At 55.1% G+C, this 13,800-nt stretch carries 10 protein-coding genes; 3 read left to right on the top strand and 7 right to left on the bottom strand.

Annotation, left to right across the window (positions count from 1 at the left end; genetic code table 11):
• Positions 1–537 (bottom strand): LptA/OstA family protein (locus AB7E14_RS10795; protein ID WP_428169514.1); only part of this gene is annotated, 537 nt, incomplete at its 3' end.
• 255 nt (positions 538–792) lie between these two features.
• Between AB7E14_RS10795 and djlA the strand changes: the two genes are divergently transcribed.
• The gene (gene djlA / locus AB7E14_RS10790) at positions 793–1,608 is read left to right on the top strand and encodes a co-chaperone DjlA (RefSeq protein WP_316962675.1); all 816 of its coding nucleotides are present in this window, start codon (positions 793–795) and stop codon (positions 1,606–1,608) included.
• Positions 1,609–1,771: 163 nt separating this feature from the next.
• Here the strand turns inward: djlA and rluA are convergent, their stop codons facing one another.
• The 6 genes from rluA to araB all read right to left on the bottom strand — a co-directional run bounded on the left by rluA (position 1,772) and on the right by araB (position 11,934).
• Positions 1,772–2,431 (bottom strand): bifunctional tRNA pseudouridine(32) synthase/23S rRNA pseudouridine(746) synthase RluA, encoded by a 660-nt coding sequence (rluA, locus tag AB7E14_RS10785; RefSeq protein WP_316962676.1) that lies wholly within the window; start codon positions 2,429–2,431, stop codon positions 1,772–1,774.
• Between the two features lie 11 nt (positions 2,432–2,442).
• Positions 2,443–5,349, bottom strand: coding sequence for an RNA polymerase-associated protein RapA (rapA, locus tag AB7E14_RS10780; protein ID WP_044267394.1), 2,907 nt, complete (start codon positions 5,347–5,349; stop codon positions 2,443–2,445).
• Positions 5,350–5,483: 134 nt separating this feature from the next.
• A complete protein-coding gene (gene polB / locus AB7E14_RS10775) occupies positions 5,484–7,835 on the bottom strand; it encodes a DNA polymerase II (RefSeq protein WP_216081816.1) in 2,352 nt (783 codons plus the stop codon).
• Positions 7,836–7,919: 84 nt separating this feature from the next.
• Positions 7,920–8,615, bottom strand: coding sequence for an L-ribulose-5-phosphate 4-epimerase (gene araD / locus AB7E14_RS10770; protein WP_044327795.1), 696 nt, complete (start codon positions 8,613–8,615; stop codon positions 7,920–7,922).
• 96 nt (positions 8,616–8,711) lie between these two features.
• Entirely contained in the window at positions 8,712–10,214 is a 1,503-nt protein-coding gene (araA, locus tag AB7E14_RS10765; protein WP_316962678.1) for an L-arabinose isomerase, read from the bottom strand.
• 10 nt (positions 10,215–10,224) lie between these two features.
• Positions 10,225–11,934 carry a ribulokinase gene (gene araB / locus AB7E14_RS10760; RefSeq protein ID WP_044327796.1) on the bottom strand — a complete coding sequence of 570 codons (1,710 nt, stop codon included), beginning with the start codon at positions 11,932–11,934 and terminating at the stop codon, positions 10,225–10,227.
• 340 nt (positions 11,935–12,274) lie between these two features.
• Here araB and araC point away from each other — a divergent pair, with 340 nt between their 5' ends.
• Complete coding sequence (gene araC, locus AB7E14_RS10755) at positions 12,275–13,120, top strand: arabinose operon transcriptional regulator AraC (protein ID WP_044255526.1); 846 nt, start codon at positions 12,275–12,277, stop codon at positions 13,118–13,120.
• A gap of 96 nt (positions 13,121–13,216) precedes the next feature.
• The coding region (locus tag AB7E14_RS10750) for a hypothetical protein (RefSeq protein WP_428169513.1) at positions 13,217–13,800 on the top strand (584 nt) is incomplete at its 3' end.

The following is a 13,800-nucleotide window of genomic DNA, read 5'->3' as shown; positions in this document are numbered from 1 at the left end:
TGTTTCTGTTCCTGGCAGTAAGGATCTGAAACTCCCGTTATCAAGAATTGGATTGGGGTTTTCGCCGCGCTGTTTAATCAGTACCGCTTTACCGCGGCCCTGACGGCCCACCATCTGGTAGTCGCCTTCCCAGACGTTGGTGTCTTTGGTGTTCAGGTTCGCCCAGCCCTTCGGTCCTTTCAGGATAACCTGGTTGTCATCGTAATGGACGTTGCCGAGCGCATCGACGGTACGTACAGGCTCAGGCTGACCCTGAGCCTCTTTCTGATGAAGCTGCACCTCGTCGGCCTGCAGACGGCTGTTGCCCTGCATGATATCTACATTGCCGGTAAACACCGCGTCGTCAGGATAATTTCCTTTCGCATGATCGGCATTAATCGTGACGGGGAGTTCATTTGTCTCGCCCTGCACCAGAGGACGGTCATAGCTTGGCACGCCTAACATACATTGTGAGGCGAGACTGGCTGCCAGACCCTGTTGACTGTAAAGGGCAGTGGCAATCATGGTGGCCAGGAGGGTGGGAATACGTTTTTTCATACGTTGTATTTTATTGTTCCATCATCAGTAGCGTCGCGCGTGACAAACCGCCACAGCCTAACTTACTCATGTTCGTAGCGCTAGTGTTAATCCTGCCGCTATAGCGTCTGTGGTGTTAGTCACAGCTGTGAATGACAGGTATGATAATGCAAATTATAGGCGATGTCCCACAATTGACCGTAGCCGAAAGATCGTTAAAAGCCGCTTATTTTGTGGGACCTGGCCTCACCGAGAGTGAGACAAATTGGGGAGTCTATGCAGTACTGGGGAAAAATAATTGGCGTGGCCGTGGCTCTGCTCATGGGCGGCGGCTTTTGGGGCGTGGTGCTGGGGCTGTTGGTTGGCCACATGTTCGACAAAGCCCGCAGCCGCAAAATGGCGTGGTTTGCCAACCAGCGTGAGCGTCAGGCGCTGTTTTTTGCCACCACCTTTGAGGTGATGGGGCACTTAACCAAATCGAAAGGACGTGTTACCGAAGCCGATATCCATGTCGCCAATGTGCTGATGGACAGGATGAATTTGCACGGTGAATCGCGATCGGCTGCGCAAAATGCGTTTCGTATCGGAAAATCAGATAATTACCCGTTACGTGAAAAAATGCGCCAGTTTCGTAGCGTCTGTTTTGGTCGCTTCGATCTTATTCGTATGTTTCTTGAAATTCAGATTCAGGCGGCGTTTGCCGATGGTTCACTGCATCCCAACGAGCGTGAAGTGCTGTATGTGATTGCCGAAGAGTTGGGTATTTCCCGCACTCAGTTCGATCAGTTCCTGCGCATGATGCAAGGGGGAGCCCAGTTTGGCGGTGGTTATCAGCAGCAGTCCGGCGGCGGTGGCTGGCAGCAGGCGCAACGCGGCCCGACGCTGGAGGACGCCTGCAACGTCCTCGGGGTTAAACCTACCGACGATGCGACTACCATTAAACGTGCTTACCGTAAGCAGATGAGCGAGCACCATCCGGATAAGCTGGTGGCGAAAGGTCTGCCGCCGGAAATGATGGAAATGGCGAAGCAAAAAGCGCAGGAAATTCAGAAGGCTTACGAGCTGCTCAAAGAGCAGAAAGGCTTTAAATAAATATACACGGCATCCTTCAAGCTGCCTCTTTGTTGGCCGCGCTGTGAAACCCCAGTCACATAGTTATCTATGCTCCTGGGGATTTCTTCGCTTGCCGCCTCGATGCATCTCGAATGATTTGTGTCTATTCGCGAGCGTAATTCAAAGGGGCTACGTTATAAGATTAAAAATCCGCTGGCGCTTTAAACGTCATGCTGTTGCCGTATGCGGGATGGGTGATGGTCAGCATCTCGGCATGCAGTTGCAGTCGGGGAGCCATCGCCAGCGCCTCAGGCGGGGCATAAAAACGGTCGCCGAGAATGGGGTGGCCTAACGCCAGCATATGTACGCGCAGTTGGTGTGAACGTCCGGTGATGGGCTTCAACACTACTCGCGCGGTGTTATCTTCCGCACACTCCACCACTTCATATTCGGTCTGCGCTGCTTTGCCGGTTTCATAACACACTTTCTGTTTCGGACGATTCGGCCAGTCGCAGATGAGCGGTAAATCCACCAGTCCCTCTGCGGGCGCAGGATGTCCCCATACCCGCGCCACATACTGTTTTTTCGGCTCGCGCTCGCGAAACTGACGCTTCAGCTCTCGCTCTGCCGCCTTGGTGAGGGCCACTACAATTACGCCGCTGGTGGCCATATCCAGACGATGCACAGATTCAGCCTGTGGATAGTCGCGTTGGATACGCGTCATCACGCTGTCTTTATGCTCCTCAAGACGACCGGGCACGGATAACAGGCCGCTTGGCTTGTTGACCACCATAATGTGCTCATCCTGATACAGGATCACCAGCCAGGGATCCTGCGGCGGATTGTAGTTTTCCATCGCCATATTTGACTCCGTTACTGATGCGTGACGACGATAAGACGTAGCGCGTCCAGACGCCATCCTGCCTGATTCAGGCTTTCCAGCACCTGTTGACGGTTGCTTTCAATGGCCGCGAGTTCATCATCACGAATGTTCGGGTTGACGGCGCGCAGCGCTTCCAGGCGCGACAGTTCAGCAGACAGTTTTTCATCCGCTTCATTACGCGCCGCGTCAATCAGGGCGCGGGCGGACTTCTCAACCTGCGCTTCACCCAGTTGCAGAATCGCATGAACATCCTGCTGCACCGCATTAACCAGTTTGCTGCCAGTGTGGCGGTTTACGGCACTCAACTGGCGGTTGAAGGTTTCAAACTCCACCTGCGCCGCGAGGTTGTTGCCGTTTTTATCCAGCAGCATGCGCACCGGCGTCGGCGGCAGGAAGCGGTTAAGCTGCAACTGCTTCGGTGCCTGGGCTTCCACAACGTATACCAGTTCCAGAAGCAGCGTACCGACCGGTAGCGCCTTATTCTTCAACAAGGAAATGGTACTGCTACCGGTATCACCAGAGAGGATCAGATCCAGCCCGTTACGGATCAGCGGATGTTCCCAGGTAATAAACTGCGCGTCTTCACGCGACAGCGCCACGTCACGTTCAAAGGTAATGGTACAACCGTCTTCCGGCAGCCCCGGGAAGTCCGGCACCAGCATGTGATCGGATGGGGTCAACACAATCAGGTTTTCACCGCGATCGTCCTGGTTAATCCCCACGATATCAAACAGGTTCATGGCAAAGGCGATAAGGCTGGTGTCGTCGTCCTGCTCTTCAATACTTTCGGCCAGTTGCTGCGCTTTTTCGCCGCCGTTGGAGTGGATCTCCAGCAGACGGTCGCGGCCCTGTTCCAGCTGCGCTTTCAGCGCTTCGTGTTGTTCGCGACAGCTTTTGATCAGATCCTCAAAGCCATCGGTCTCTTCGGGCGCCGCCAGGTAGTTAATCAGGTTGCTGTAAACCGTGTCATAAATAGCACGACCGGTCGGGCAGGTATGTTCGAACGCATCCAGACCTTCGTGATACCAGCGAACCAGCACCGACTGGGCGGTTTTCTCTAAATACGGGACATGGATTTGGATATCGTGCGCCTGGCCGATGCGGTCGAGACGACCAATACGCTGTTCAAGCAGGTCCGGGTTAAATGGCAGGTCGAACATCACCAGGTTGCTGGCAAACTGGAAGTTACGGCCTTCCGAGCCAATTTCTGAACACAGCAGCACCTGTGCACCGCTGTCCTCTTCGCCGAACCAGGCGGCGGCGCGGTCACGTTCGATAATCGACATCCCTTCGTGGAAGACCGCCGCGCGGATACCTTCGCGCTCGCGCAGCACTTGCTCCAGCTGCAGGGCGGTTGCCGCCTTCGCACAGATCACCAGCACTTTCTGTGAGCGATGACTGGTCAGGTAGCCCATCAGCCACTCAACGCGCGGGTCGAAGTTCCACCATGTACCGGTATCGCCTTCAAATTCCTGATAAATCTGTTCCGGATAGAGCATGTCACGCGCTCTGTCTTCGGCGTTTTTGCGGGCACCCATGATGCCGGACACTTTAATGGCAGTCTGATACTGCGTCGGCAGCGGCAGCTTAATGGTGTGCAGTTCGCGTTTCGGGAAGCCTTTTACGCCGTTACGGGTGTTACGGAACAGCACGCGGCTGGTGCCGTGGCGGTCCATCAGCATGGAAACCAGCTCCTGACGCGCGTTCTGCGCACCGTCGCGGTCGCTGTTCGCGGTTTGCAGCAGCGGTTCAATATCCTGCTCGCCAATCAGTTCGCCCAGCATGTTGAGCTCTTCATTGCTGAGCTTGTTACCGGCCAGCAGCATAGCGACGGCGTCGGCAACCGGGCGATAATTTTTCTGCTCTTCAACAAACTGTGCGAAATCGTGGAAACGGTTGGGATCCAGCAGGCGCAGACGCGCAAAGTGGCTTTCCATACCCAGTTGTTCCGGGGTGGCGGTCAGCAACAGTACGCCTGGCACGCGTTCCGCCAGTTGTTCTATCGCCACATATTCACGGCTCGGCGCCTCTTCGCTCCAGACGAGGTGGTGGGCTTCATCGACAACCAGCAGATCCCACTCGGCATCGCACAGGTGTTCCAGACGCTGCTTGTTACGGCGGGCGAAGTCCAAAGAACAGATCACCAGTTGTTCGGTTTCGAACGGGTTAAACGCATCGTGCTGCGCTTCGGCGTAGCGTTCGTCGTCAAACAGGGCGAAACGCAGATTGAAACGGCGCAGCATTTCGACCAGCCACTGATGCTGCAAGGTTTCTGGCACAATAATCAGCACGCGTTCTGCCGCGCCAGAAAGCAGTTGTTGATGCAGGATCATCCCGGCTTCAATGGTTTTGCCCAGACCCACTTCATCTGCCAGCAGTACGCGCGGCGCATGACGGCGACCCACATCGTGGGCGATGTTGAGCTGATGAGGGATCAGGCTGGTGCGCTGGCCGCGCAGACCGCTCCATGGCATGCGGTACTGTTCACTTTGAAATTTACGTGCGCGGTAGCGCAGCGCAAACCGATCCATGCGGTCAATCTGACCAGCAAACAAGCGATCCTGCGGTTTGCTGAACGCCAGTTTGCTGTCGAGCAGGACTTCACGCAGCGTGACGCCGGCTTCTTCGGTATCAAGACGGGTACCAATGTAGGCAAGCAAACCATTTTCTTCTTTTACTTCATCGATTTGCAGCTGCCAGCCTTCATGGCTGGTAATGGTATCGCCAGGGTTGAACATCACGCGGGTCACGGGGGAGTCACTGCGCGCATACAGACGGTTTTCACCGGTGGAGGGGAAAAGCAAAGTGACGGTGCGCGCATCCATGGCGACAACGGTTCCAAGTCCCAGTTCGCTTTCTGTATCGCTGATCCAGCGTTGACCAAGTGTAAAAGGCATATTTGTTCGGCTCTATATCTTTAATTGCAGGCAATAATCACCCTCTGCCAGGGAGATGCTATGGCAGAACGGTAAATGGGGTCCAGGAATGGAAAGGGCGCTATGGTAATGGATGGCGATGGATTCGTCACGCGTCAAAATAACCCTAATTGGCCTGTCAGTAGTGTAGCAAAGTTATCATCAATGAAGGGAAGAATTCCTTCCGCGACGGGCTGGAGCTGGCGCGTCAGGTAATGCTCGTAATCCAGCGGCGAGTGTTGATAATCCTTTGGCTCCGGACCGTTCAGGGTCCAGACATAGTGAATGGTGCCGCGGTTCTGGTACTGCGCCGGGCGTCCCCGCTTCAGGTTTTCTTCATCAGCCAGTCTGGCGGCGCGCACGTGTGGTGGAACGTTGCGCTGGTACTCGCTTAACGGTCGACGCAGCCGCTTACGATAGACCAGACGCTCGTCCAGCTCGCCCGCCATCAGCCGATCAATGGTTTCACGTACGTAATCCTGATACGGTTCGTGACGAAATATGCGCAGATACAATTCTTGCTGGAACTGCTGCGCCAGCGGTGTCCAGTCGGTACGCACGGTTTCCAGCCCTTTAAACACCATCCGCTGGTTTTCTCCTTCCTGAATCAAACCCGCGTAGCGTTTTTTGCTGCCGGTATCCGCGCCACGAATGGTGGGCATCAGAAAGCGGCAGAAATGCGTTTCATACTCCAGTTCCAGCGCGCTGGTAAGGTTCTTCTCTTGAAGCGATTGCGTCCACCAGGCGTTGACGTGTGCCACTAACGCGCGACCAATTTTCGCCGCTTCCTCTTCTGTGTGGGCGCGCTTCAGCCAGACGAAGGTGGAGTCGGTGTCGCCATAAATTACGTCATAGCCCTGGGCTTCAATGAGCGCTTTGGTCTGACGCATGATCGCGTGACCGCGCATGGTGATCGACGACGCCAGGCGCGGATCGAAAAAGCGGCAGGCCGTCGTGCCGAGCACACCGTAAAAGGCATTCATGATGATCTTCAGCGCCTGAGAAAGCGGTTTATTACCGTGCCGTTTGGCGTCGTCACGCCCCTGCCAGATCGACGTCACGATCTCTGGCAGGCAGTGTTTTTCCCGCGAGAACCAGGCGTCGAGAAATCCTTCGGTGCTGTGTTCGGGATCCGGGTGCGCCATCCCTTCCACCAGTCCGACTGGGTCGATCAAAAAGGTGCGAATGATCGAGGGGTACAGGCTTTTGTAATCCAGCACCAGCACCGAATCATACAAGCCGGGACGCGAATCCATCACGTAACCGCCGGGGCTGGCGTGGGGCGGCACTTCACCAAGGTTCGGCGCAACGTAACCGGCGCGATGCATACGTGGAAAATAGAGATGGCCAAACGCGGCGACCGAACCGCCGTGACGATCGACAGGTAATCCGTTAACCGTGGCTCGTTCTAACAGGAACGGCACGATCTCGGTTTTATGAAAGACTCGCGTCACCAGCTCGCAATCTTTCAGATTGTAGGTGGCGAGCGCGGGTTTATCTTCGGCAAAACGTCTGTCGATCTCATCCATGCGATCCCAGGGATTATCGATCGATTTACCTTCCCCCAGCAGTTCCTGCGAAACGGTCTCCAGCGAAAACGACGAGAAATTCCAGAAGGCAGACTTCAGCGCCTCAATACCATCCACGATCAGCCGACCTTTCGCCTGGGCGAAAAAAACGCCATTTTTAAAACCGTGCTCACGCCACTCGAGTTCGCTGTTATCGCGGCCAAAACGCAGCGGGATACGGTAGCGCTCAGCATGTTTTTGCAACACGCGCAGGTCGAACTGCACCACGTTCCAGCCGATGATGAGGTCGGGATCGTGGCGGGCAACCCATTCGTTAAGCTTTTCCAACAGTTGTGGGCGGCTGTTGACGTACTCAAGCTGGAAATCGAGCGCTGATGAATCGCCATTTTCGGGGCCGAGCATATAGACAATGCGCTGCCCGCAGCCTTCAAGCCCAATGCAGTACAACTCGCCGTGGCGGGTGGTTTCAATATCCAGAGACAACCACTTGAGCGGCGGACGATAGTCGGGATGGGGCTTTAATCGCGCATTGACGATTGCACCGTTGCGCGTCTCACCTTCGACCCACACCGGCGAGGTGATAAAGCGTTCCATCAGATAACGCTCCGGCGGGCGGACATCGCCTTCATAAACCGTCACTCCATTCTCACGCAACAGCTTTTCCAGTCGCATCAACTGGCGATGCGAACGGCAGTAAAGACCCGAAACCGGCTGACGATGAAAATCTTTGAGGTTGAGCGGCGTCAGACGATAGCCATTTTCACTGCTTAATAACGACGTGACGCGGGCGGTTAGCGCGGTAGGGATAAACGCAACGGACTCCTGCGGCGCAAGCGTGACCTGCAAAGGCCCGCTGTCTGTTGCCAGCCAGAAGGAGACTTCAGTTCCCTGCGACGTATCCCGCCAGTGCCGGGTTAAGATAAAACCTGCCTGCGCCACGCTGTTTATCCATCAAAAAAACCAGGCATGATTATAGCCTGGTTCAACGTGTTGTGCTGGGGTTTTATACAGTTATTGGCGCTGCTACTGCCCGTAGTAGGCTTTCGCTCCGTGCTTGCGCAGGTAATGCTTATCCAGCAACGTTTGCTGCATCTCGGGTAACTGTGGCGCGAGCTGGCGGCAGAAAATGCCCATGTAGGCAACCTCTTCTAAGACGATGGCGTTATGCACCGCGTCTTCGGCATTTTTCCCCCACGCAAAGGGACCGTGTGAATGCACCAGTACGCCTGGCATTTGCGCGGCGTCTATTCCATGCATCTTAAAGGTTTCGACGATCACCTTGCCGGTTTCCCATTCATACTCGCCGTTGATCTCGTGGCTGGTCATTTTGCGGGTGCAAGGGATGGGGCCGTAGAAATAGTCGGCATGCGTGGTGCCCGTTGCCGGAATGGACTGTCCGGCCTGCGCCCAGATGGTCGCGTGGCGCGAATGGGTATGCACAATACCACCAATGGTGGGAAAAGCCTGGTACAGCAGACGATGCGTCGGCGTATCGGACGAGGGTTTTTTCTGACCTTCAATCACTTCACCCGTCGCGATGCTGACAACCACCATATCGTCTGCGGTCATCACGCTGTAATCAACGCCGGAAGGTTTAATGATAAAGACGCCGTGGTCGCGATCGACGGCACTGACGTTCCCCCAGGTGAGCGTGACCAGGTTGTGCTTTGGCAGCGCCAGATTCGCTGCCAGTACCTGGCGTTTGAGATCTTCTAGCATGTTTTTCTCCCTGCCTGATGACGGTGTAAACGCGTTATCAGGCCTACACAGAGATGTAGGCCTGATTCAGCAAAGCGCCATCAGGCAACCATTTGCTTAACGTTTAAAGCCGTAATACATGTCGTTCCAGCGCAGCGCGTCCTTGAAGGCGGGCAGGCGGGTATCGTTATCAATCACGGTGATTTCGATATCGTGCATTTCGGCGAACTGACGCATGTCGTTGAGATCCAGCGCATGGCTGAAGACGGTATGGTGCGCGCCGCCGGCCAGGATCCACGCTTCAGACGCGGTCGGCAGGTCCGGTTGGGCCTTCCACAGCGCGTTGGCGACCGGCAGTTTCGGCAGCGCATGCGGGGTTTTCACGGTGTCGATGCAGTTGACCAGCAGACGATAGCGATCGCCGAGGTCGATCAGGCTGGCCACGATCGCCGGACCGGTCTGCGTATTGAAGATCAGACGGGCAGGATCGTCTTTACCGCCAATGCCGAGATGCTGAACATCAAGGATCGGTTTTTCGTCCACCGCGATCGACGGACACACTTCCAGCATGTGGGAGCCGAGCACCAGATCGTTGCCTTTCTCGAAGTGATAGGTGTAATCCTCCATAAAGGAGGTGCCGCCCTGCAGACCGGTTGACATCACTTTCATGATGCGAAGCAGAGCGGCAGTTTTCCAGTCGCCTTCGCCAGCAAAGCCATAGCCCTGCTGCATCAGGCGTTGTACGGCCAGACCCGGAAGCTGTTTCAGACCGTGCAAATCTTCAAAGGTGGTCGTGAAGGCGTGGAAGCCGCCCTGCTCCAGAAAGCGCTTCATACCCAGTTCAATACGCGCCGCTTCCAGCACGTTCTGGCGTTTTTCACCGTGAACCTGAGTGGCGGCGGTCAGGGTGTAGCTATTTTCGTATTCGTCAATCAGGGCATTGATGTCGCCGTCGCTGATGGAATTCACCACCTGCACCAGATCGCCCACAGCCCAGGTGTTGACCGAGAAGCCGAACTTGATCTGCGCGGCGACTTTATCGCCATCGGTAACCGCCACTTCACGCATGTTGTCGCCAAAGCGGCACACTTTCAGATGACGGGTATCCTGTTTCGACACCGCATGACGCATCCAGGAACCGATACGGGCATGAGCCTGTTGATCCTGCCAGTGACCGGTGACTACCGCATGTTGCTGGCGCATGCGTGCGCCGATAAAGCCGAACTCGCGACCGCCGTGCGCAGTCTGGTTGAGGTTCATAAAGTCCATGTCGATGCTGTCCCACGGAAGGGCTGCATTGAACTGGGTGTGGAATTGCAGCAACGGTTTATTGAGGATGGTCAGGCCGTTGATCCACATTTTGGCTGGAGAGAAGGTATGCAGCCAGACCACCAGACCCGCACAACGATCGTCATAGTTCGCGTCACGGCAAATGGCGGTGATTTCATCCGGTGTGGTCCCCAGTGGTTTTAACACCAGCTTGCAGGGTAGTTTCGCTTCGGTATTCAGCGCTTTGACGACGTGCTCCGCGTGCCGAGTAACCTGACGCAGCGTCTCAGGGCCGTACAAATGCTGGCTGCCAATTACAAACCACACTTCATAGTTATCAAAAATAGTCATTGTCGTGTCCTTAGTGAGTCAGGGTTGCCTGGTCAGCCGGCGCAGTATTAACCGGGGTGGCAGTCGGAAGATAATGTTGCTCAGCGCTTACCGCCCACTGCTGGTAGCGGCGATAAAGCTGTTCGAAACGTTGTGCCTGGTCGGGGCGAGGTTGCAGCGTGTTTTCCACCGCGCTGGCCATTTTCTGCTGCGCCGCAGGAATATCGGCATGCACCCCGGCAGCCACGGCGGCGAAGATGGCTGCGCCCAGCGCACAGCACTGATCGGAGGCGACGATTTGTAGTGGACGGTTCAGGACATCGCAGCAGGCCTGCATAATGACCTTGTTTTTCCTGGCGATGCCGCCCAGCGCCATGACGTTGTTAACCGCAATACCTTGTTCGGTAAAGCATTCCATAATGGCTCTTGCGCCAAAGGCGGTTGCGGCTATCAGACCGCCGAACAGCGCCGGGGCATCCGTGGCCAGATTCAGATCGGTCACCACCCCTTTCAGACGTTGGTTTGCGTTCGGCGTGCGGCGGCCGTTAAACCAGTCAAGCACCACCGGCAGGTGATCCAGCGATGGGTTTTTCGCCCAGGCGTCGGTCAGCGTGGGCAGCAGTTGTTTTTGGCTGGCGCTGATCTGCGCTTTCAGTTCCGGATGTTGCGCGGCGAGTTGCTCCAGCGGCCAGCCGAGAATGCGGCCAAACCACGCGTAGATATCGCCAAAGGCAGACTGTCCGGCCTCCAGACCGATAAAACCGGGGACCACACTGCCATCGACTTGCCCACAAATGCCTTTCACGGCGCGCTCGCCGACGCTCTGTTTGTCCGCAATCAGGATGTCGCAGGTGGAGGTTCCAATGACTTTCACCAGCGCATTGGGCTGTGCGCCCGCGCCGACGGCACCCATGTGGCAGTCGAACGCGCCGCCAGAGATGACGACGTTCTCCGGCAGACCAAGGCGCTGCGCCCACTCGGCGCACAGCGTTCCAACTGGCAGATCGGCAGTGAACGTGTCGGTGAACAGGGGGTATTGCAAATGCTGGTTAATCAGCGGATCGAGCTCGTCGAAGAAACTGGCAGGCGGCAGACCGCCCCAGCTTTCATGCCATAATGATTTGTGCCCGGCGCTGCAACGACCCCGGCGGATATCCTGCGGGCGCGTAGTACCAGAAAGGAGGGCTGGCACCCAGTCGCACAGCTCAACCCACGAGACGGCAGCCTGGGCAACTGCGCGGTCTTCGCGGGTGACATGAAGGATCTTGGCCCAGAACCATTCGCTGGAGTAAATGCCGCCGATGTAACGGGAGTAATCGACGTTGCCCGGCGTATGGCACAGACGGGTAATGGCTTCGGCTTCTTCCACTGACGTGTGGTCTTTCCACAGGACGAACATCGCGTTTGGGTTTTCCGCGAACTCTTCCCGGAGTGCCAGCACGTTGCCATCGGCGTCAATCGGCGCTGGCGTTGAGCCCGTACTGTCGACGCCAATTCCAACGACCTCGGCACGTTGCGCCGCGCTGAGTTCCGCCAATACGCTTTTCAGTGCGGCTTCCATCGACTCCATGTAGTCGCGGGGATGATGGCGGAACCGGTTGTTCGGGGCGTCACAAAAACGTCCTTCCTGCCAGCGCGGGTACCACTCAACGCTGGTGGCGATCTCTTCGCCGGTGGCGCATTCCACAGCCAGCGCGCGCACAGAATCACTGCCAAAATCGAGGCCAATTGCAATTGCCATCCTCTTGCTCCATCCAGAAATACGGGTATGGAGAAACAGTAGTGAGTGGGGATAAAAACCGTCAGGTAGGATCCGCTAATCTTATGGATTAAAATGCTATGGCATCGCAAAGTGTGACGCCGTGCAAATAATCAATGTGGACATTTCTGCTCTGGTTATAGACACTTTTGTTACCCGTTTTTGTGGCAGTCATCGCACTGAGTCGTGACATAATGCTTTTCACAAGCGGGGTTGATGGGGCCGCCCGTGATGGTGCGGCAACAAGGCAGGACGCAAACCATACTGTCCTGCGTAATATGGACAATTTGTTTCCTCACTGAACCTCGGGAGTCGTGAAATTATGGCTGAACCGCAAAATGACCCTCTCCTGCCAGGGTACTCGTTTAACGCGCATCTGGTCGCCGGTTTAACGCCGATAGACGCCAACGGATATCTGGATTTTTTTATCGACAGGCCGTTGGGGATGAAAGGCTATATCCTTAACCTCACGATTCGGGGGGAAGGGGTGATTAAAAATCAGGGACGGGAGTTTGTCTGCCGACCCGGTGACATTTTGTTGTTCCCGCCGGGTGAAATTCATCACTACGGACGCCATCCGGATGCCAGCGAGTGGTATCACCAGTGGGTTTACTTTCGTCCCCGCGCCTACTGGCAGGAGTGGCTCACCTGGCCGTCCATTTTTGCGCAGACCGGTTTTTTCCGTCCGGACGAAGCGCATCAGCCGCACTTTAATGAGCTATTCGGCCAAATTATCCACGCCGGACAGGGGGAAGGGCGCTACTCTGAACTGCTGGCGATCAACCTGCTGGAGCAGTTACTGCTGAGGCGCATGGAGGCGATCAACGCTTCGCTGCATCCGCCGATGGATAACCGCGTGCGCGATGCCTGTCAGTACATTAGCGATCATCTGGCGGACAGCCATTTCGATATTGCCAGCGTTGCTCAGCATGTCTGCCTGTCGCCATCGCGCCTGTCGCACCTGTTCCGTCAACAGTTGGGTATCAGCGTGTTGAGCTGGCGTGAGGATCAGCGGATCAGCCAGGCGAAGCTGCTGCTCAGTACAACACGCATGCCGATTGCTACCGTTGGACGCAATGTCGGGTTCGACGACCAGCTCTATTTCTCCCGCGTCTTTAAAAAATGTACTGGCGCCAGTCCGAGCGAGTTCCGTGCCGGTTGTGAATAATATATTTCGTGTATCGTTCGCTATAAAAAATAAGAACATTGTATTTGTTCTGTAAAACTTCATCTGCTATAAAAATTTTCATATAGGAGGTATCAGATGAGTAAGCGTATGGATATTACTGATGGTATGTTTGCCACAACAAAAAATTATGGGCTTGTTTATACTGAGGAATTGGGATGGATTGATTTAGGTCATGCGCAAGGGAATGATGCCAGAGTGTTAAAGAGAAAACTGGAACAAGAACATTTTGCTAGATACTATGAAAAATTCAATGACTGGTACTTCCCAGTAAATTATTACCAGGAAATGGAAGTAAGGAGAAGATTATTTGGTGTTGACCTGAATTTTCATACTGGTGTACATACGCAGGTTATGGTTCGCTCATGCCTTTCTCCTGCCCTTAAGGCAAAGGTTGCCTTAACCATTATGTATGGAACTGCAAAAAGATTTGAAGCATGGCAAGACTCAATTCTCTTCAACTGGTATACCGATAGTGGTTTTAGCGTTGAGGACTTACTTTCTGATTTAGTTGGTTTTTATCGTGTTTTTGGCACTGGCCCAGATCCACTTTGGCTGGCGAACCCCGTATCCTATGAAACAGCCATACAAATATGGGATGCTCATGATCCGATAGCTACTTTTAAGAATAAAGAGTTTTCGCCCAAACTATTTTCGACGAT

The organism is Citrobacter sp. (assembly GCF_050252275.1).
In the GTDB taxonomy this organism is placed as follows: Bacteria; Pseudomonadota; Gammaproteobacteria; order Enterobacterales; family Enterobacteriaceae; genus Citrobacter_A; species Citrobacter_A amalonaticus.
This window is presented reverse-complemented; position numbering and strand designations above follow the sequence as displayed.

Bases quoted from the DNA above. Each gene is read 5' to 3' on its own strand.
- djlA (WP_316962675.1), top strand. From the start codon at position 793: ATGCAGTACTGGGGAAAAATAATTGGCGTGGCCGTGGCTCTGCTCATG.
- rluA (WP_316962676.1), bottom strand. From the start codon at position 2,431: ATGGCGATGGAAAACTACAATCCGCCGCAGGATCCCTGGCTGGTGATC.
- rapA (WP_044267394.1), bottom strand. From the start codon at position 5,349: ATGCCTTTTACACTTGGTCAACGCTGGATCAGCGATACAGAAAGCGAA.
- araD (WP_044327795.1), bottom strand. From the start codon at position 8,615: ATGCTAGAAGATCTCAAACGCCAGGTACTGGCAGCGAATCTGGCGCTG.
- araA (WP_316962678.1), bottom strand. From the start codon at position 10,214: ATGACTATTTTTGATAACTATGAAGTGTGGTTTGTAATTGGCAGCCAG.
- araB (WP_044327796.1), bottom strand. From the start codon at position 11,934: ATGGCAATTGCAATTGGCCTCGATTTTGGCAGTGATTCTGTGCGCGCG.
- araC (WP_044255526.1), top strand. From the start codon at position 12,275: ATGGCTGAACCGCAAAATGACCCTCTCCTGCCAGGGTACTCGTTTAAC.